15 protein-coding genes are annotated in these 18377 nt (G+C 75.3%); 9 read left to right on the top strand and 6 right to left on the bottom strand.

What is annotated here, in order from left to right; all coding sequences use genetic code 11:
• Nucleotides 1-90: 90 nt before the first annotated feature.
• Both ACFWOG_RS05230 and ACFWOG_RS05225 read right to left on the bottom strand, forming a co-directional pair.
• Nucleotides 91-465, bottom strand: a complete 375-nt coding sequence (locus ACFWOG_RS05230) for a transglycosylase SLT domain-containing protein (RefSeq protein ID WP_329950109.1) — start codon at nucleotides 463-465, stop codon at nucleotides 91-93.
• A gap of 522 nt (nucleotides 466-987) precedes the next feature.
• Nucleotides 988-2523 (bottom strand): carboxyl transferase domain-containing protein, encoded by a 1536-nt coding sequence (locus tag ACFWOG_RS05225; RefSeq protein WP_380354989.1) that lies wholly within the window; start codon nucleotides 2521-2523, stop codon nucleotides 988-990.
• A gap of 288 nt (nucleotides 2524-2811) precedes the next feature.
• Here ACFWOG_RS05225 and ACFWOG_RS05220 point away from each other — a divergent pair, with 288 nt between their 5' ends.
• Nucleotides 2812-3021, top strand: coding sequence for a hypothetical protein (locus ACFWOG_RS05220; protein ID WP_380354986.1), 210 nt, complete (start codon nucleotides 2812-2814; stop codon nucleotides 3019-3021).
• Between the two features lie 16 nt (nucleotides 3022-3037).
• Here ACFWOG_RS05220 and ACFWOG_RS05215 read toward each other — a convergent pair whose 3' ends face one another.
• Nucleotides 3038-3991 (bottom strand): sirohydrochlorin chelatase, encoded by a 954-nt coding sequence (locus ACFWOG_RS05215; protein ID WP_380354983.1) that lies wholly within the window; start codon nucleotides 3989-3991, stop codon nucleotides 3038-3040.
• On the bottom strand, nucleotides 3991-5136 hold the full coding sequence (locus tag ACFWOG_RS05210) for a uroporphyrinogen-III synthase (RefSeq protein WP_380354980.1): 1146 nt from the start codon (nucleotides 5134-5136) through the stop codon (nucleotides 3991-3993). Before ACFWOG_RS05210 ends, ACFWOG_RS05215 begins: the two co-directional genes overlap by 1 nt.
• Nucleotides 5137-5535: 399 nt before the next feature.
• Between ACFWOG_RS05210 and ACFWOG_RS05205 the strand changes: the two genes are divergently transcribed.
• From ACFWOG_RS05205 to ACFWOG_RS05185, 5 genes are all read left to right on the top strand, one after another.
• Nucleotides 5536-7716, top strand: coding sequence for a molybdopterin oxidoreductase family protein (locus ACFWOG_RS05205; protein ID WP_380354993.1), 2181 nt, complete (start codon nucleotides 5536-5538; stop codon nucleotides 7714-7716).
• Entirely contained in the window at nucleotides 7716-8945 is a 1230-nt protein-coding gene (locus ACFWOG_RS05200) for an NAD(P)/FAD-dependent oxidoreductase (protein WP_380354977.1), read from the top strand. The genes ACFWOG_RS05205 and ACFWOG_RS05200 overlap by 1 nt, the downstream gene beginning before the upstream one ends.
• A gap of 152 nt (nucleotides 8946-9097) precedes the next feature.
• A complete protein-coding gene (nirB, locus tag ACFWOG_RS05195) occupies nucleotides 9098-11704 on the top strand; it encodes a nitrite reductase large subunit NirB (protein WP_380354975.1) in 2607 nt (868 codons plus the stop codon).
• The gene (locus tag ACFWOG_RS05190; RefSeq protein WP_380354972.1) at nucleotides 11701-12192 is read left to right on the top strand and encodes a nitrite reductase (NAD(P)H) small subunit; all 492 of its coding nucleotides are present in this window, start codon (nucleotides 11701-11703) and stop codon (nucleotides 12190-12192) included. The genes nirB and ACFWOG_RS05190 overlap by 4 nt, the downstream gene beginning before the upstream one ends.
• Nucleotides 12189-13550, top strand: a complete 1362-nt coding sequence (locus ACFWOG_RS05185) for a nitrate/nitrite transporter (protein ID WP_329877806.1) — start codon at nucleotides 12189-12191, stop codon at nucleotides 13548-13550. Before ACFWOG_RS05190 ends, ACFWOG_RS05185 begins: the two co-directional genes overlap by 4 nt.
• 78 nt (nucleotides 13551-13628) lie before the next feature.
• Here the strand turns inward: ACFWOG_RS05185 and ACFWOG_RS05180 are convergent, their stop codons facing one another.
• Together ACFWOG_RS05180 and ACFWOG_RS05175 are read right to left on the bottom strand one after the other, a co-directional pair.
• Nucleotides 13629-14741, bottom strand: a complete 1113-nt coding sequence (locus ACFWOG_RS05180; RefSeq protein WP_380354968.1) for a hypothetical protein — start codon at nucleotides 14739-14741, stop codon at nucleotides 13629-13631.
• Nucleotides 14742-14967: 226 nt separating this feature from the next.
• Entirely contained in the window at nucleotides 14968-16047 is a 1080-nt protein-coding gene (locus tag ACFWOG_RS05175; RefSeq protein ID WP_380354966.1) for a hypothetical protein, read from the bottom strand.
• A 320-nt stretch (nucleotides 16048-16367) separates the two neighbouring features.
• Between ACFWOG_RS05175 and ACFWOG_RS05170 the strand changes: the two genes are divergently transcribed.
• The 3 genes from ACFWOG_RS05170 (at nucleotide 16368) to ACFWOG_RS05160 (ending at nucleotide 18214) form a co-directional block, all read left to right on the top strand.
• Nucleotides 16368-17048: a helix-turn-helix domain-containing protein gene (locus ACFWOG_RS05170; protein WP_329947379.1), complete on the top strand. Its 681-nt coding sequence runs from the start codon at nucleotides 16368-16370 to the stop codon at nucleotides 17046-17048.
• Between the two features lie 165 nt (nucleotides 17049-17213).
• Entirely contained in the window at nucleotides 17214-17822 is a 609-nt protein-coding gene (locus tag ACFWOG_RS05165) for a universal stress protein (protein WP_380354964.1), read from the top strand.
• On the top strand, nucleotides 17819-18214 hold the full coding sequence (locus ACFWOG_RS05160) for a DUF4118 domain-containing protein (protein ID WP_329947381.1): 396 nt from the start codon (nucleotides 17819-17821) through the stop codon (nucleotides 18212-18214). The genes ACFWOG_RS05165 and ACFWOG_RS05160 overlap by 4 nt, the downstream gene beginning before the upstream one ends.
• The last annotated feature ends 163 nt before the right edge of the window (nucleotides 18215-18377 follow it).

The raw sequence follows: 18377 nt of genomic DNA, 5'->3' as shown, positions 1-18377 counted from the left end.
CCTTCGGTCACCCCGGTGATCCCTGTCCGACCCCGGGGTGAGGGGGGACAGGCGGTCCGGATGCCGTCGGTGGAGACGGGTGGGGTCGGTTTAGTACCAGTGGTGGGTCTGCCAGAACGACCAGGCGGCGTTCGGGCTGCCGTAGCGGGTGTTCATGTAGTCCAGCGCCCACTTGATCTGGGTGGTGGGGTTGGTCTTCCAGTCGGAGCCGTGCGTCGCCATCTTCGAACCCGGCAGCGCCTGCGCCAGGCCGTACGCGCCCGAGCTGGGGTTGGTCGCGGTCACGTTCCAGCTGGACTCGTGGGAGATGATCTGCTTGAACGCGGCGAGCTGGCCGGCCGGCACGATCTGGGCGGCGATGGCCTGCGGGGACGCGGTCGCGGCCGAGGCGGTGGCGGGCACCAGGCCGGCGCCCAGGGCGGTCAGACCGGCGGCACCGGCAAGAAGAGCGGCAGAAGTGCGCATACGAAGCTTGAAAGCGGGCATGAAGAACAAGACCTCAATCAGGTTGGGCCGGTGCACGTCCCGCCCCGACCGCGGCCGGACAGGGGCCGAAACGGTCGCGGGGCGTGCCCGGCGAAAAGTCTGCGGAAAGCCGCTCCCGGTGGGACAGGTACCGGGTGCGGCTGACGACTGAGCCATTGTTGCCAGACGCGGAGGGCGCCCGCCAAGACCCCCCGGATACGACGCACCGTCGTAGCGGCGGGCGGTGCCGCGAATCGAAGGCGGCGCGGTGACGACGCGCCGCAATGCCCGCTGAGCTGCACCGATGTCCGGACCGGGCGGGGCCGCTCAGAGCAGTCGTCGCCGGACGGCGCGGGCACTATCGACCGTCGTGGCCGTCGAATCCCTGTGAGCGCACTCACCGGACCGGCTCCCGGCGCCGTCACCGACCGGTGCGCCGCCGCCACCACGGGTACAGACGATCTGAGAGCGGCGCCACAGGCGCGGGTACCGGATGCGCAGGCACGGCGCCGGAAACCGGTCTCACGGGGCGATCGCGTCCCCCAGCCGCCGGTGCCGCAGGGCGCGGGCGGCCGACCGCTCCGCCGCCGACAGCCGTGACAGCTCGCCGAGCGCGACGCCGACGGCCCGTCCGAGCCGCTCGCAGAACGCCGCCGGCTCCTCGGCGGCGTCCGGAAGCTCCGGCACGACCACGTCCACCAGACCCACCGCGGCCAGGTCGTACGCGCCGATGCCCTGGGCCCGGGCCAGTTCGGCGGCGTGCGCGCCGTCCCGGTGGACGATCGCCGACGCGCCCTCCGGCGGGAGCGGCGCCAGCCAGGCGTTCCCGGCGGCGAGTACCCGGTCGGCCGGCAGCAGGGCCAGCGCGCCGCCGCCCGAGCCCTGGCCGAGCAGCACCGACAGCACCGGCGTGCGCAGCGAGAGCAGAGTGGTCAGGCAGTGCGCGATCTCCACCGCGATGCCGTCCAGTTCGGCCTGGGCGGAGAGCTCGGCCCCGGCCGTGTCGACCACCGTGACCAGGGGCATCCCGAGCTGCTCGGCGAGGCCGGCGGTCCGGCGGACGGCGCGCAGGTCGGCCGCGGTGAACGGCCGCTCGCGGTCGCCGGCCTGCCGCTGCTGCCCGACCACCAGCACCGGCCGCCCTTCCAGGACGGCGAGCGCGCGCACCAGTGCGCCGTCCCGGCCGCCCGGTACGTCCAGCAGCACCAGCTCCTCGGCCGTCCGACGGAGCAGCTCGCGGGTGCCCGGTCGGTCGGGGCGACGGGTCCGCCGGACGGCCTCCCAGGCGTCGGGCCGTTCGCCGGACCCGCCGGACCCGCCGGGTCGGGCGGGTCCGTCGGGCTCATCGGATCCGAGCGGCTCTCCGGGTCCGCCGGCCGGCGCCACGCGGGTCAGCACGGAGAGCGAGCGCCGCAGCACCTCGCGCAACTCCTCCGGCGCCACCACCGCGTCCACCAGGCCGCGGTCGGCCAGGGTCTCGGCGCGCTGCACGTCGGCGGGCAGCTCCACACCCCGCAGCTCCTCGTAGACGCGCGGCCCGAGGAAGCCGAGCCGGGCCCCCGGCTCGGCGAACACCAGCTGCCCGAGCGTGCCCCAGGAGGCGAACACCCCGCCCATGGTGGGGTTGCGCAGATAGGTGAGGTACGGGATGCCCGCCGCGCGGTGCGCCTGGACGGCGGCGGTGATCCGCAGCATGCAGAGGAAGGCGGCCGACCCCTCCTGCATCCTCGTCCCACCGGAGACCGGCAGAGCGACCACGGGCAGCCGCTCGGCGGTCGCCCGCTCCACGGCCCGGGTGATCCGTTCGGCCGTGGCGACCCCGATCGACCCCCCGAGGAAGCCGAACTCGGACGCGATCAGGGCGACGGTCTGTCCGCCGATCCGGCCGGTGCCGGTGAGGACCGCCTCGTCCAGTCCGGTCCGCCGGCGTGCCCGGGCGAGGCTCGCCCGGTACTCGGCGTCCGCGGGCTCCGTGTCCGCCGGCTCGTCCCAGTCCAGGTGGCTCCCGGGGTCCACGAGCAGCTCGACCAGCTGACGCGCCGTCAGTGAAACTCCCACCTGGTCCACCCCATCGTCCGATCCGCCCGCACCGACGAAGATCACCCTAGGCGGAGGGCGGCGGGCGCAGGGGGATTGGCGGGTGGGTGTGAGCAGTCCGACAGCTTCGCCGGCGGACGGGAGGAAGAGAGGAGGAAGGGAGGGGGAGGAGGAAGAGAGGGGGAGGAGGCGGAAGGGAAGGAGGGGAGAGGAGAGGCGCCGGGCGCAGGCCGGTGCTCCCCCGCGCGGGGGAGAGGGATCGGGCGTCCGCACGATTCGCGACGGTCGGCGGACGCGGAGACTGGGCACATGACGAGCACCGAGGTGACGGGGTTGGGCTTCACCCTGTTGACGGTCGACTGGGTGCTCACCACCTTCGGGCTCGCGGGCTTCTCGGACGTCGGCTTCGCCAACGGCTGGTGGCGAGCGCTTTCCGTGGTGGTCAGCGGGCTGTTCGTGCCGGGGGGCCCGCTGATCCTGGCCCTCACCTTCGCGTACCACCGCCGCCGCCGGGCCTGACGGCCGCTGCCGGTGGTCAGCCTGCTCCGGCCATGGTGCTCCGGTCGGCGTGGATCCGGGCGGGGTGAACCCGGGCGGCGTGGGCCCGGTCGGGACGGGCCCGGTCGTTCCCGGACCGGTCGGCGAGCGCCCGGTCGGAGAGTGCCTGACCGGCGCGTGCCCGGTCGTAGCGTTCGGCGACGAGGCGGGCGAGGCCGTCGTGGGTGCCGAGGGGCGCACCGGTCCAGCGCGCGGGGGTGGCGGCGGCGCGGGTGGCGAAGAAGCCCGGGGCGAGCAGGTAGGTGGCGACGGCGACGTGCCGGTGGCCGGCGGCGTGCAGGGCGGTCACCGCCTGCTGGGGGGTGGGGTGGGCGGCCGAGAGGTAGGCGGGGACGACGGGCCGGCCGTCGGCGAGGCGGTCGGCCAGCATCCGGGCCATCTGCGCGGTGTCCGCGTTGGCGGCGGGATCGGAGGAGCCGGCCGCCGCGAGGACGACCGGACCGGCGCCCGCCGGGCGGCCGCTGTCGGTGAGCCGGTCGGCGAGCGCGGCGGCGAGCAGGGGGTGGGGGCCGAGTGCGGGGGCGAGCGGGAGGTGCGCCAGCCCGGCGGCGGCGAGAGCACCGGGGAGGTCGACGCGCAGGTGGTAGCCGGCTCCCAGCAGCAGCGGGACCAGGACGGCGGGCCGTCCGCGCAGTGCGTCGAGCGCTTCCGGCAGCGAGGGGCGGGCGAGGTCCAGGAAGCAGCAGCGGACGTCGAGTTCGGGCCGCAGCTCGCGGACCCGGCCGAGCAGCGCACGGCCGGTGGCGACCCCTTCGGCGGACCGGCTGCCGTGTGCGACGGCGAGCAGGACCGGGGGTTCGTCCGCAGGCGCGCGCTGCTCGGCCGGGTCGGCCACCGACGGACCGGCGGCGCAGACGGCGCAGCCGGAGCCTGAACCCCCGGCGCTGCCGGACCGGCCGGGCGCGGTGGCGGGGTGGAGCCGGGCGGCCATCAGTCCGCCGCCAGACGGTAGCCGCGCTTCGGCACGGTACGGATCAGCCGGGCGTGCGGTCCGAGCGCCGTCCGCAGCCGGCCGACGGCCGCCTCGACGGCGTGCTCGTCGGCGACCGCGTCGGCCCAGGCCGTCCGCAGCAGGTCCGCGCGGCTGAGGACGTGGCCCGGGCGCTCCGCGAGGGCGCGCAGCACGGCCGCGCCGCGGGGGCTGAGCCAGTGGCTCTCACCGTCAACCAGGACGGCGTTCCCCTGGAGCGTCAGGGTCCTTCCGCCCAGGACGAACTCGCGGCGGCCCCGGCCCGGGAGGGTCTCCGCGAGCAGGCGGACCAGTGAGCCGAGCCGTCCGCGCTCGGGGAACACGGCGGGCAGGCCCAGTTCGGCGAACGGCCGGGCGCAGAGCGCGCCGACGCAGACCGGCAGGACGTCCCCGCGCAGCGCGTCCAGCAGCGGTTCGCGCAGGCCGTCGGCGGCGGCCGTCTCGACGAAGGCGGTGACGGCGGGGGCGCTGGTGAAGGCGAGGGCGTGGACCTGGCGGCGGACGGTCTGCTCGACCAGCCGCCGGATCGGTGCGGGGTCGTCCGGCGGTGCCCAGCGGTAGACCGGGACGGAGATCACCTCGGCGCCGCGTTCGCGCAGCGCCGCCGCGAAGGCGTGCAGCCGGACACCGTGCTCCTGGACGGCGATCCGGCTGCCGGCCAGCGGTCGGGCGAGCAGCCAGGTGAGCAGTTCGTCGGTGGCCTCGGAACCGGGAGAGAAGCCCTCACCGAGGCCGCTGGCGCGGACCGCGCCGGTGGCCTTGGGGCCGCGCGTGAGGACGACGGCGTGTCGGCAGGCCTCGGCGAGGGCGGCGCCCCGGCCCCAGCCCTCGGCGGCGCTCATCCAGCCGCGCCAGCCGACGCCGGTGGTGGCGACGACGTAGTCGAGCGGGGCGGCCAGGCACTGTTCGGTGGCCTGGCGCAGGGCGAGGTCGTCGGCGAGCGGCATGATCCGCAGGGCCGGTGCCTCCACCACCTGGGCACCACGCCGGGTGAGTAGTGCCACCAGCTCGTCGCGGCGGCGTGCGGCGGTCACCCCGATGGTGAAGCCGGTGAGGGGTCCGGGCCGCGGGGTGGGGCGCGATCCGGTGAGGGTGGTTGTTGCCATGGCCGAAAGGGTGCGGTCCGCGCGTTACGGGCCGATTGCCCGCCGGTCACCTGCGCGTTAGTGAAAGGGCTGCTCCGGTTACGGCGGATGTCCTGGGGCGCACCACGGGTGCCGGCGGGCGTGAGGGACGTGTACCGCGCGTGCAACACGGCGGACCCTGTCGCGAAACGACCGGCGGTCACATTTCTTGCCATGACCCCCGCCACCCCCGCCGGCTCCGCCTCCACCCGTACCCCCACCCCCTCCTCCGCCGACTCCACCGCCTCCGTTCGCGACGCGTCCGACGTGTCCGTCGCTGCCGACGCTGCCGGGGCTGCCGGGGCTGCCGACGCCGCGGGCGGAGCCGGCGCCGCCGATGCCACGGACACCCACTGCCCGTACTGCTCGCTCCAGTGCGGGATGCGGCTGCGTGCCACGGACGCCGGCCCGGGGGAGGCGCCCGCCGAGGTGCTGGAGCGCGCCGACTTCCCGGTCAACCGGGGTGCGCTCTGCGGCAAGGGCCGCTCCGCGCCCGCCGTGCTGGCGGTCGGCGTCCGGCTGACCGGACCGCTGCTGCGCGACCGGCCGGGCGGGCCGCTGCGCTCGGCGGGCTGGGCGGAGGCCCTCGACCGGGTGGCGACGGGCCTCGCCGCCGTCCGGGAGCGGCACGGGGCGGACGCGGTCGGGGTGTTCGGCGGCGGGGGGCTGACCAACGAGAAGGCGTACCAGCTGGGCAAGTTCGCCCGGGTGGTGCTGGGGACGGCCAACATCGACTACAACGGCCGGTTCTGCATGTCCTCCGCCGCGGCCGCGCACCGCCGGGCGTTCGGGCTGGACCGGGGGCTGCCCTTCCCGCTGGCCGACGTCCCGCACACCGGCTGCCTGATCCTCGTCGGCGGCAATCCGGCCGAGACGATGCCGCCCGCGCTCCGCTACTTCCGCGAGATCCGGGAGAACGGCGGCACGCTGATCGTCGTCGACCCGCGCCGCACCCGGACCGCCGAACTGGCCGACCTGCACCTCCAGCCGCGCCCCGGCGGCGACCTCGCGCTCGCCCTCGGACTGCTCCACCTGGTGATCGCCGACGGGCTGGTGGACGAGGACTTCGTCGCCGCCCGGACCACCGGCTTCGACCGGGCCCGGGAGGCCGCCATGGCGCACTGGCCGGACCGGGTGGAACGGATCACGGGCGTCCCGGTGGACCTGCTCCGCCGGACGGCCCGGCTGTTCGGGCGCGCCGCGACCGGCATGGTGCTCACCGCCCGCGGACCGGAGCAGCAGAGCAAGGGGACGGACACCGTCGGCGCCTGGATCGACCTCTGCCTCGCCACCGGCAACGCGGGCCGCCGGTACGCGGGTTACGGCTGCCTGACCGGCCAGGGCAACGGGCAGGGCGGCCGGGAGCACGGCCAGAAGGCGGACCAGCTCCCCGGCTACCGTTCCATCGAGGACCCGGCCGACCGCGCACACGTCGCCGGGGTGTGGGGCGTCGATCCGGAGGCCCTGCCGAGGTCCGGCCGCTCCGCGTACGAGCTGCTGGACGGCCTCGGGCAGCCGGGCGGGGCGCGGGCGCTGCTGCTGATGGGCTCCAACCCGGTGGTCTCCGCGCCGAACGCCGCCCACGTCACCTCCCGGCTGCGCGGCCTCGACCTGCTGGTCGTCGCCGATCCGGTGCTCTCCGAGACGGCCCGGCTGGCCGACGTCGTGCTGCCGGTCACCCAGTGGGCCGAGGAGGACGGCACCACCACCAACCTGGAGGGCCGGGTGATCCTGCGCCGCCGGGCCGTGAACCCGCCCGAGGGGGTGCGCAGCGAACTGTGGCTGTTGCGCGAACTCGCCGCCCGGCTGGGCGTGGAGGCCGGCTTCCCGGACGACGCCGAGCAGGTCTTCGACGAACTGCGGCGTGCCTCGGCGGGCGGGGACGCGGACTACGCGGGCATCAGCTACCGGCGGATCGCGGCGGAGAACGGCGTCTTCTGGCCCTGCCCCGACGCCGGGCACCCGGGCACGCCGAGGCTCTTCCTGGACCGGTTCGCCACCCCGGACGGCCGCGCCCGGTTCGCTGCCGTGACCCACCGTCCGGCGGGGGAGGAGCCCGACGGGGAGTACCCGCTGCACCTCACCACCGGCCGGGTGCTCGCCCAGTACCAGAGCGGGGCGCAGACCCGGCGGGTCGCCGAGCTGAACGCCGCCGCTCCCGGGCCGTTCGTCGAGCTGCACCCCCGGCTGGCCGCCCGGCTCGGCATCGCCGACGGCGATCCGGTCGCGGTGGTCAGCCGGCGGGGCCGGGCGGTGGCGCCGGCCCGGGTGACCGACACGATCCGGCCGGACACCGTGTTCATGCCGTTCCACTGGCCCGGGGCCGGGCGGGCCAACAGCCTGACCAACCCCGCGCTCGACCCGGTCTCCCGGATGCCGGAGTTCAAGACGTGCGCGGTGCGGGTCGAACCCGCGGCCCGGCCGCGGCCGGGGCAGGAAGGGCGGCCGGAGCAGGAAGGGCGTCCCGACCAGGAGACGCGGCCGATGCAGGAGGCACGGGCGGGACGGGCGACGCGGCCCGGGGCGCGCCGGCCGGACGACACGGCATGGGCGGTGGCGTGATGCGTACGGAGCGAAGGATCGCCGTGGTCGGGGGCGGCATGGCGGGCGCCCGCTTCGCCGAGCGGTACACCGCGCTCGGCGGCGCCGGCACCGTCACCGTCTACGCCGCCGAACCGCGCACCCCCTACAACCGGGTGCTGCTGGCCGACGTGCTCACCGGACGGTACGACGCCGAGGCGATCGCCCTGCCGCTGGGCGCCGCCCGGCTCCGCGCCGGCTGCGAGGCGGTGACCTTCGACCCGGACGCCCGGACGCTCGGCCTCGCCGACGGGACGGTGGAGCCCTGGGACGAACTGGTGCTGGCCACCGGCTCCAACCCCGTGCTGCCGCCCGTCCGGGGCCTGCGCCGCGCCGACGGGGCCGGACTCACCGAGGGCGTGCACACCCTCCGTTCCCTGGACGACTGCACCCGGCTCGCCGAGGACGCCGTCACCGCCCGCCGGGCCGTGGTCGTCGGTGGCGGTGTGCTCGGTGTGAGCGCCGCCCGTGCGCTGGCCGCACTCGGTGTCCGGACCGAGATCGTCCACCAGGGACCGCATCTGATTGAGCGTCAGCTCGACGCGGAGGCGGGCGCGGCGCTCCGCGCCCGGCTCGACGGGCTGGGTGTCGCGACCTACCCCGGCAACCGGGCCCGCACGGTCGTCGCCCCCGACGGCCGGGTCGCCGCCGTGGAGCTGGCCAACGGCTACCGGCTCGACTGCGACCTGGTGGTGCTCGCCTGCGGCACCCGGCCGCGGACCGCGCTGGCCCACGCCGCCGGTCTGCCGGTGGGCACCGGAGTGCTGGTCGACGACCGCCTCGCGGCCGGCGCACCGCACGTGTCCGCCATCGGCGACTGCGCCGAACACCGGGGCGCCGTCCAGGGATCGGCCATCCCCGCCTGGGACCAGGCCGACGTCCTCGCCCTGCGGCTCTCCGGCGCCGACCCGGGCGCCCGCTACACCGGCTCCCGCCCGTCGGCACGGCTGAGCGCCGCCGGCCTGGAGTACGCGGCCTTCGGCGCCGTCGACGAGACGGGCGACGAGGGGCTCGACGTCCTCCGGCTCACCGACGCCACCCGGGGCAGCTACAAGAAGCTCGTGCTGCGGGGCGACCGGCTGGTCGGGGCCATCCTGTTCGGCGATCTGGCCGGTCTCGACGCCCTCGCCGACGCCTGGGCCCGCGACGACCCGCTCACCGGCCACCCGCTGCACCTGCTCACCGCGGGCTCCGGACCCGCGCCCGGATGAGCGGCCGGGCCCGACCCCTGACCGCCGGACCCCGACCCCCGGCCGCCGCCCGCTGCCTGACCGATGTCCCGACCGCCCCGGCCCTGCCAGGTTCCCCCGGTCCCGCCGGTTCCCCCGTCACCCTTTCCCGCATCACCCCGAGGAGTCACGCCATGACGTCGCACACGCCCGACCGGCCGCGGGACCTCGTCCTGGTCGGCCACGGCATGGTCGGCCAGCGCTTCCTGGAGTCCTGGACCGAGCAGCCGGGCGCCGACCGCTGGCGGGTCACCGTGCTCGCCGAGGAGCCCCGCCCCGCCTACGACCGCGTCCACCTCGGCGCACTGTTCGACGGCCGCACCGTCGAGGACCTCGGTCTCTGCCCGCCCGGCTTCCTCACCGAGCACGGCATCGACCTGCGCCTCGGCGACCCGGTCACCGCCGTCGACCGGGCCGCCCGCACCGTCACCACCCGGTCCGGGCACCTGCTCCGGTACGACGCCCTGGTACTGGCCACCGGTTCGGTCCCCTTCGTGCCGCCGGTGCCCGGCCACGACGCCGACGGCTGCCACGTCTACCGCACCGTCGAGGACGTGGAGGAGATCAGGGCCGCCGCCGCGGCCGCCGCGACCGGTGTGGTGGTCGGCGGCGGACTGCTCGGACTGGAGGCGGCCGGCGCGCTCCGGGCGATGGGGCTCGCCACCCACGTGGTCGAGTTCGCACCCCGGCTGATGGCCGTCCAGGTCGACGAGGGCGGCGGCGAGCTGCTCCGCCGCAAGATCGAGGACCTCGGCGTCACCGTCCACACCGCCGCCGGCGCGAGCGGAGTCGCCACCGGTCCCGACGACCGGGTCCGGGCCCTGACGCTCTCCGACGGCCGCGAACTCGTCGCCGACCTGGTGGTGTTCTCCGCGGGTGTCCGCCCGCGTGACCAGCTCGCCCGCGACTGCGGCCTCCCGGTCGGCCCGCGCGGCGGCGTCGTCGTCGACGAGCGCTGCCGCACCGAGGACCCGGCCGTGCTGGCGATCGGCGAGTGCGCCCAGGCCGCCGACGGCCGGGTCTACGGGCTGGTCGCCCCGGGCTACCAGATGGCCGAGACCGCCGCCCGCGAGCTCGCCGGCCGCCCCGGCGCGGGCTTCACCGGCGCCGACACCTCCACCAAGCTCAAGCTGCTCGGCGTCGACGTGGCCAGCTTCGGCGACCCGCACGGCACCGCCGACGGCGCCCTCGACGTGCTGTACAGCGACAGCCGGCTCGGCGTGTACCGCAAGCTGGTGATCGGCCGGGACGGCTCCCTGCTCGGCGGGGTCCTGGTCGGTGACACCGAGTCCTACGGCGTCCTGCGCCCGCTCGCGACGGCCGGCAAGCCGCTCACCACGCCGCCCGAGCAGCTCGTCCTGCCCGCGGGGTTCGCCGCCGCCGGCCCGATCGCGCTGCCCGACGACGCGGTGCTCTGCTCCTGCCACAACGTCACCCAGGGCGCCGTCCGCACCGCCGTCCGCGACCAGGGCTGCGAGACCGTCGCCGCCGTCAAGAAGTGCACCCGGGCCGGCACCGGCTGCGGCAGCTGCCTCAAGCAGCTGAGCACCGTGGTCACCGAGGAGCTGACCGCCGCCGGCACCGCCCCGCAGACCGGTCTCTGCGAGCACTTCCCGCAGACCCGCGCCGAGTTGTACGAGATCGCGCTGGTCACCGGCCTCACCACGTTCTCCGGGCTGATCGACCGCCACGGCAGCGGCGAGGGCTGCGACATCTGCAAGCCGACCGTCGCCTCCATCCTCGCCAGCCTCTCCAACGGCCACATCCTGGACGGCGAGCAGGCCGCGCTCCAGGACTCCAACGACCACTTCCTCGCCAACCTCCAGCGCAACGGCTCCTACTCGGTCGTTCCGCGCGTGCCCGGCGGCGAGATCACCCCGGACGGTCTGATCGCGATCGGCGAGGTGGCCCGCGACTTCGGCCTCTACACCAAGATCACCGGCGGCCAGCGGATCGACCTCTTCGGCGCCGGCGTCGACCAACTCCCCGCCATCTGGCGCCGCCTGGTCGACGCCGGCTTCGAGTCCGGGCACGCCTACGGCAAGGCGCTGCGCACCGTGAAGTCCTGCGTCGGAGAGACCTGGTGCCGGTACGGCGTCCAGGACTCCGTGGCCCTCGCCATCGAGCTGGAGCTCCGGTACCGCGGACTGCGCTCCCCGCACAAGCTCAAGTCGGCGGTCTCCGGCTGCGCCCGCGAGTGCGCCGAGGCCCAGAGCAAGGACTTCGGCATCATCGCCACGTCCGCCGGCTGGAACCTCTACGTCGGCGGCAACGGCGGCATGACCCCCCGCCATGCCGACCTGCTCGCCGCCGATCTGGACCGCGATACCCTGATCCGCACCATCGACCGGTACCTGATGTTCTACATCCGCACGGCCGACCGCCTGGAGCGCACCTCCGTCTGGCTGGAGCGGCTGGAGGGAGGTCTGGACCACCTGCGTGCGGTCGTCCTCGACGACTCGCTCGGCATCGCCGCCGAGCTCGACCAGCTGATGGACCGTCACGTCGGGTCCTATCAGGACGAGTGGGCCGCCACCCTGGCCGACCCGGACCGCCTGCGCCGGTTCGCCTCCTTCGTCAACGCCCCCGGCACGCCCGACCCGGCCGTCACCTTCGTCCCCGAACGTGGCCAGATCCGCCCTGCCCGCCCCGACGAGGACGGCCACGTCCTCACCGCCCCCGTCTACGCCCCCACCCCGGTCCTGGTGGCCGGTCCCCGACTGGAGGTGCTCGCCAAGTGACCGTGGAGATCCACGACGGCAACCGCTGGCAGCCCGTCTGTACCCTCGACGACCTGCAGCCCGGCCGCGGCGTCGCCGTCCTCCTCGCCGCGGCCGACGACGGCAACGACGCGCAGGTGGCCCTCTTCCTCGACCGCGCCGGCGCCCTGCACGCCGTCGACAACCGCGACCCGTTCAGCGGCGCGTACGTCCTCTCCCGCGGCCTGCTCGGCAGCCGCGGCGACCGGCCCACCCTCGCCTCGCCGATGTACAAGCAGGTCTTCGACCTCACCGACGGCCGCTGCCTCGACGAGGACACCGCCCCCGACGGCAGCCCCGCCGTCCTCCGGCGCTGGCCCGTCCGCACCACCGCCGAGCACACCGCCCCGCACACCGCCCCGCGCCCCGCCCGGGGCACCGACTCGCAGACCGACTCGCAGACCGACTCGCCAACCGTTCCGCAGACCGCCCCGAGCACCGCCCCCATAATCCGGGAGGACCAGGCATGAGCACCGCCGTCGAAACCCCGCCCGCCCGCGCCGGCAGAGCCGGTGCCCCCACCCTCACCCACTGGGACCCGGAGGACACCGAGTTCTGGGAGCGCACCGGCGCCCGGACGGCCCGCCGCAACCTCGTCTACTCCGTGGCCTCCGAGCACATCGGCTTCTCGGTCTGGAGCCTCTGGTCGGTCCTGGTCCTCTTCCTCGGGCCGGAGTACCACATCGACCCGGCCGGGAAGTTCACCCTCACCGCCCTGCCCACCGCACTCGGCGCCGCGCTCCGCCTCCCCTACACGTACGCCGTCGCCCGCTTCGGCGGCCGCACCTGGACCGTGATCAGCGCCCTGCTGCTGCTCGTGCCCACCGTGCTCGCCGCGCTGGTCCTCACCCCCGGCGTCTCCTACGGCACCCTGCTCGCGGTGGCCTGCGTCGCCGGCGTCGGAGGCGGCAACTTCGCCTCCTCGATGGCCAACATCAACGCCTTCTACCCGCACCGCCTCAAGGGCTGGGCGCTCGGCGTCAACGCCGGCGGCGGAAACCTCGGCGTCCCCGCCGTCCAGCTCCTCGGCCTGCTCGTCCTCGCGACCGCCGGCGCCGGCCACCCCCGCCTGCTGCCGCTGCTCTACCTCCCGCTGATCGTCCTCGCCGCCGTCGGCGCCTGGCGGCGGATGGACAACCTGCCCGCCACCCCGCGCTCCGCCGACCGCTCGTTGCGCGAAGTCGCGCGAGACCCGTACGGCTGGGCCGTCTCGACCCTCTACATCGGCACCTTCGGCTCGTTCATCGGCTTCGGCTTCGCCTTCGGGCAGGTCCTCCAGGTGCAGTTCCACGACCGCTTCGACACCCCGGTCAAGGCCGCCGCGCTCACCTTCCTCGGCCCGCTGCTCGGCTCCCTGCTGCGCCCGGTCGGTGGCCGGCTCGCCGACCGCTGGGGCGGCGCCGTGGTCACCCTGGTCACGTTCGTCGCCATGGGCGCCGGCACCGCCGTGGTGCTGTCCGCCTCCCGGGCGGGCTCGCTGCCGCTCTTCCTCGCGGGGTTCATCGCGCTCTTCGTGCTGAGCGGCATCGGCAACGGCTCGACGTACAAGATGATTCCGGCCCACTACGAGGGCCGCTCCCGCGCCGCCGTCGCCGCCGGTGCCGATCCGGTCGCCACGGAGGCCGCGGGCCGGCGCCGCACCGCCGCCCTGATCGGCCTGGCCGGTGCGATCGGTGCCTTCGGCGGGGTGCTCGTCAACCTGGCCTTCCGCCAGTCCTTCCTCTCCAGCCGCAACGGCGACGCCGCCTACCTGGCCTTCCTCGCCGCCTACCTCTTCTGCGCGGCGCTCACCTGGGTGGTCTGGCTCCGGCCCGGCGCCCGGCGCTGACGGCGCGGCCGGCCCGGGACGCGCCCGGAGAACCGCCGCGGGCCCCGGACGCAGTACGCGTCCGGGGCCCGCGGTCGGTCAGTTGTGTGTGTGCGAGCCGCATGCGGGGCCCGGTAGCGGGAGGAAGCCGTGCAGGCGGATGTCGGCGGCGGCGGTGCCGCTCCGGCAGATCCAGCCGGACGGGCCGAAGATGGCGCGCAGCGCGACACCGTGCGCGTCCAAGGCGTTCCACTCGGACTGGCGGACGGTGTTGTAGAGGACTCGCCCGTACGCCGAAGCCGAGTAGGGCGCGCTGATGGTGTGGGTCGTGGGGTTGACCGGTTGGACGTTGTTGACCGAGCGTGGCACGAGCACCCCCGGGTTGTCGGTCGGGGTGGAGTAGCCGCCGTAGACCTGGCCGACGTAGCGGCCGACGGAGTACGGGACGATCACGTCCGGGTCGTGCAGGACCGCGTCGGTGCCCTGGTTCTCCCGTTCGACGACACCGACGCACGAGTGGTCCGTCCAGGGGTCCCCCACGATCGCGGAGTAGTAGTCGAGGGCCTGCAGGAAGAACCCGGAGGAGTCCATGGAGGCGCCGTCCACCCCCGACCGGGTCACCAGGAGGTGGCCGGCCAGCATCGGGCGGATGGTGGCGTCGGGCAGCGCCGGGTCGATCTGCCGCCAGTTGGTGAGGGTGCAGGTGTAGATGGCGCGCAGCTGCGCGGTGGTGAGGTTGGCCGGGGCGTGGCCGCCGGCCGGGGCGGCCCAGCTGACGGCGTCCTTGGCCATGGCGACGAACAGCGTGTTCACGCTGTCGTCGACCTTCGGGCCCCGGGTGCTGCGGGCGAAGTCCAGCGTGCCGCTGGTGGTGGAGGCCAGCGCGATGATTCCCGCGTTGGACCGGTCGGGGCGGACCAGCGAGGACGATCCCGACTTGGGGGTGATGAGGGTCGTCCCGGTGGAGTCCCAGCTGTAGAGGCGGGGCGAGGTGGTGTTGCCGGCGGCGGTGAGGGAGGCGTTGTAGTCGGTGGAGAACTGGTTGAAGAGCGACTCCGTGACCTGGGCGCCGACGCCGACGATGTCGGTGGCGGCGGGCGGGGGCACGGGGATCGGCTGGGGCGGGTCGGCGAGCGCCGGGGCGGCGGAGGCGAGGGCGAGCGCGGCGGCCAGTGCGAGGGCCGGGGCGACCCGGGCGGTGAGACGGTGCACGAGGTGAACTCCCTTTCGGGGGCGGGCGGTCGGGCCACCGGGATCATCGGTGTGCCGGTCCGTGGCCCGGAAGATCCCAGGCTTCTGGGGGGGTGGACGTCCCCGCAGGTCACCCCCGGTCCCCGCCCGCTCCGACCGCCACCTGTTCTTCCACCGGACGCCCCCCGTACGCCGCCCGGGGCTGCCGTCGGGTGGTGTGCGCGGCGGGGCCGGGCGGCCCCGGCCGTCAGCTGTGCTCCGTCGAGCCGCAGGCCCCGGGGGGAAGCGCGAGGAAGCCGTGACTGCGGATCCTCGACGCGCCGGACCAGCAGATCCAGCCGTTCGGCGAGAAGATCTCGCGGAGCGCCCGGGCGTGCGCGTCACCGGCGTTCCACTCCGCCTCCCGGAGGGCGACCCGGAGCCGGTAGGCGAAGTACGAGGCGGCGAACGTGGCGTGGAGGGTGTGGCTGGACGGGTTCACCACCGGGACACCGCCGATCGCGCGCGGGACGAGCGCGCCCGGGTTGTCGGTCGGGGTGGCGTGGCCGCCGTAGGTCTGGCCGATGTAGCGGCCGACGGAGTACGGGACGACTACGTCCGGGTCGTGCAGGAAGGCGCCCGTGCCGCTGTTCTCCTCCCGGATGAGGGTGACGCAGTCCCCGATCCTCACGTAGCTCGGCCCGCTGGTCTGCTGGATCCCGGCCAGGAACATCGACGCGGCGTCCGTGATGTGCTCGTAGTTGTAGATGGGCAGTGCCGGCTTGATGGGGGCGTCGGGCAGCGCCGAGTCGATCTGCCGCCAGTTGGTGGTGTGGCACTCGTAGATGCCGCGCAGCTGGGCGGCGGTCAGACTGTTCGGGGCGTGGCCGCCGGTCGGCGCGGCCCAGCTCACGGCGTCCTTCGCCAGGTTGACGAAGAGGGTGGACGCCGGGTCGTTGACGCTCGGGCCGCGGGTGCTGCGGGCGAAGTCGACGGTGCTGCTCGTGGTGGCGTTCACCGCCGTGATGCCCGCACTGGAGAACATCGGGCGGACCAGCGGGGACGATCCCGCCTTGGGGGTGATGAGGTTCGCCCCGACCGAGTCCCAGCTGTAGAGGCGGGGCGAGGTGGTGTTGCCGGCGGCGGTGAGGGAGGCGTTGTAGTCGGTGGAGAGCTGGTTGAAGAGCGACTCCGTGACCTGGGCGCCGACGCCGACGATGTCGGTGGCGGCGGGCGGGGGCACGGGGATCGGCTGGGGCGGGTCGGCGAGGGCTGACGGGGTGGCCGCGAGGACCAGGGCGGAGCTCAGCGCCAAGGCCGAGAGCGTCCGGTAGGCGAGGCGGATCATGCGGGCAACTCCCTTGTGAGGTCGACGAGTCGGACCTTTCTCCAGGATCCTCCGCAGGCCCGTGGGCTCCCGGAAGGACGGCGCCGGCCCCGGCCGGCCGGAGGGGCGGGGCCCCCGCAGGTCACCCTCGGTCCCCGCCCGCTCCGACCGCCACCTGTTCTTCCACCGGACGCCCCCCGTACGCCGCCGCCGTACCGGCGCGGCCCGTCGCCGGGGTCCGTCACGGCGGTCTGTCGCCCGGGTCCGTCGCCGGGGTTCCGGCCGGCCGGGTGGCGGGCGGCGTTTCCGGCGGAAAACGCCCAGGTTGCTAGGGTCGGGGGATGGCAGCGAGCGGCGCAGGCGGCGCGAACCCCCCGGTGCGGTTGCGGCGCGACGCGCAGCGCAACCGCGATCTGCTGCTGACCACCGCCCGCGACCTGTTCGCCCGGCACGGGCTGGACGTGCCGCTCGACCAGATCGCCAAGGAGGCGGGCGTCGGCAACGCCACGCTGTACCGGCACTTCCCGACCCGGGAGGCCCTCGTCGCCGAGGTGTTCGCGGACGCCGCGACGCTGCTCGGCGACGCCGGTGCGCAGGCGCTGGCCGACGAGGACGCCTGGGGCGCCGTCGAGCGCTACTTCGAGCGGATCTTCGAACTGGTCGCCGCCGACCGGGGCATCAACGACCTGGTCACCCAGGCCATCCCCACCGTCCCCGGGATGATCGAGATCAGTCGGCGCAACGCCGAGACGGTCGGCGTGCTGGTCGCCCGCGCACAGCAGCAGGGCACCATGCGGACCGACGTCGTCACCATGGACCTGCTCTTCATGCTCGGCCCGCTCTGCCGCGCGCTGCCCGCCGCCACCGACCTCCGTCCCGACCTCTGGCGCCGCTACCTCGCCCTGCTGCTCGACGGTTTCCGCACCCGGGCCACCCACCCGCTGCCGGTGCCGCCGATCGGCGAGGAGCACCTGGACAAGATGTTCGCCGACCTGTGGGAGGCGGACGGGCCCGGCGCCTGACCCGTTCCCGGGCCCGCGCCGCCGCCGCCCGCGTCAGGAACCCGTACGAACCGGCGCCCCGCGCGTCAGGGCTCCGTCAACGAACGGCCCTTCCCCCTCCGCCGGGGATTGGCTGGAGCTGAGCACCACACCAGTGGACAGCCAGCCGGAAGGACGGACAGGGCCATGGCGGACAGCGGCGCCGGCACCCACGCGGACGAGCCGATCGACCTCCCGATCGACCCGTGGAACGGGCAGGAGAGCGACGAGCAGCACGGCGGGCAGGGCGACGGCGGCCGGGGCCGGATCGTGGTCGGACTCAGCGGCTCGCTCGGCAGCCTCGCCGCCCTGCACCGAGCCGTCGCCGAGGCCCGCCGCCTCGACGCCGAGGTCCTCGCGGTGCACTGCTGGACCCCTTTCGGCGGCGAGTTCGGCTACCGCCGCTCCCCGTGCCCGCCGCTGCTCACCGCCTGCCGCGACGCCGCCGCGGCCCGTCTGCGCGAGGCCCTCGACCAGGCCTTCGGCGGCACCCCGGCGGGCGTCCGGCTGCGCGGCGTGGCCGTCCGGGGCGAGACCGGGCAGGCTCTGGTCCGCTGCGCCGACCGGCCCGGCGACCTGCTCGTCCTCGGCGCCGGCAGCCGGGGCGCGCTCGCCCGCGCGCTGCGCCCGTCGGTCACCGCCTACTGCGTCCGGCACGCGGCCTGCCCGGTGCTGGCGGTCCCGAAGCCGCCGCTCCAGCGCGAGCTGGAGGCGCTCCGGCGCCACCACCGCGTCCGGATGCCGGTGACGGCATGAGCACCCGCCTCCGGCCCGCGATGTCCGGCGCGGTCGCCCTGACCGCCTCCGCCGCACTCGTCCCGCTCCTCGCCGTGCTCGGCGAGCTCCGCGCCACCTGGGTCGCGCTCGCCGGCTACGCGGTGCTGTGTGCCGCCGTCGGCCGCTGCTCGCGCCCGTCCGCCGCCCCGTTGGTCGGCCTGGCCGCCTGGCTCTTCCACAACGGGTTCGTCGAACACCGCCGGGGCACCCTCGGGTGGGCCGGCCCCGCCCCGGAGGCCGGCCACCTCCTCCTCTTCACCGCCGCAGCCCTCGCCTTCGCCGTCCTCGCGGCCCTGCGGCGTCCGCACCCCCGCCGGCGTCCGCGGCTCCGTGACCGGCGTCCCGGCCGCCGGTTCGGTCTCACCGCCTGACCGACCCCCCGGGTGCTCCGGGAGGCCGTCCGGGGTTCTCCCGTGGTTCGGACGGCCGTTCCGGGCTGGTAGTGTTCTTCCTGTCGCGAGGGAGATGATCTCTCGTCAGGCGTCAGTGGTGCTACCAGAGCACGTCCTACTTTCAGTAGGGAGAGTCCGTGCA

The organism is Kitasatospora sp. NPDC058406 (assembly GCF_042722765.1).
Classification (GTDB): domain Bacteria; phylum Actinomycetota; class Actinomycetes; order Streptomycetales; family Streptomycetaceae; genus Kitasatospora.
This window is presented reverse-complemented; position numbering and strand designations above follow the sequence as displayed.

Coding starts and splice junctions, on each gene's coding strand:
- ACFWOG_RS05230 (WP_329950109.1), bottom strand. CDS start 465: ATGCGCACTTCTGCCGCTCTTCTTGCCGGTGCCGCCGGTCTGACCGCC.
- ACFWOG_RS05220 (WP_380354986.1), top strand. CDS start 2,812: ATGACGAGCACCGAGGTGACGGGGTTGGGCTTCACCCTGTTGACGGTC.
- ACFWOG_RS05215 (WP_380354983.1), bottom strand. CDS start 3,991: ATGGCCGCCCGGCTCCACCCCGCCACCGCGCCCGGCCGGTCCGGCAGC.
- ACFWOG_RS05210 (WP_380354980.1), bottom strand. CDS start 5,136: ATGGCAACAACCACCCTCACCGGATCGCGCCCCACCCCGCGGCCCGGA.
- ACFWOG_RS05205 (WP_380354993.1), top strand. CDS start 5,536: ATGCGGCTGCGTGCCACGGACGCCGGCCCGGGGGAGGCGCCCGCCGAG.
- ACFWOG_RS05200 (WP_380354977.1), top strand. CDS start 7,716: ATGCGTACGGAGCGAAGGATCGCCGTGGTCGGGGGCGGCATGGCGGGC.
- nirB (WP_380354975.1), top strand. CDS start 9,098: ATGACGTCGCACACGCCCGACCGGCCGCGGGACCTCGTCCTGGTCGGC.
- ACFWOG_RS05185 (WP_329877806.1), top strand. CDS start 12,189: ATGAGCACCGCCGTCGAAACCCCGCCCGCCCGCGCCGGCAGAGCCGGT.
- ACFWOG_RS05175 (WP_380354966.1), bottom strand. CDS start 16,047: ATGATCCGCCTCGCCTACCGGACGCTCTCGGCCTTGGCGCTGAGCTCC.
- ACFWOG_RS05170 (WP_329947379.1), top strand. CDS start 16,368: ATGGCAGCGAGCGGCGCAGGCGGCGCGAACCCCCCGGTGCGGTTGCGG.
- ACFWOG_RS05165 (WP_380354964.1), top strand. CDS start 17,214: ATGGCGGACAGCGGCGCCGGCACCCACGCGGACGAGCCGATCGACCTC.
- ACFWOG_RS05160 (WP_329947381.1), top strand. CDS start 17,819: ATGAGCACCCGCCTCCGGCCCGCGATGTCCGGCGCGGTCGCCCTGACC.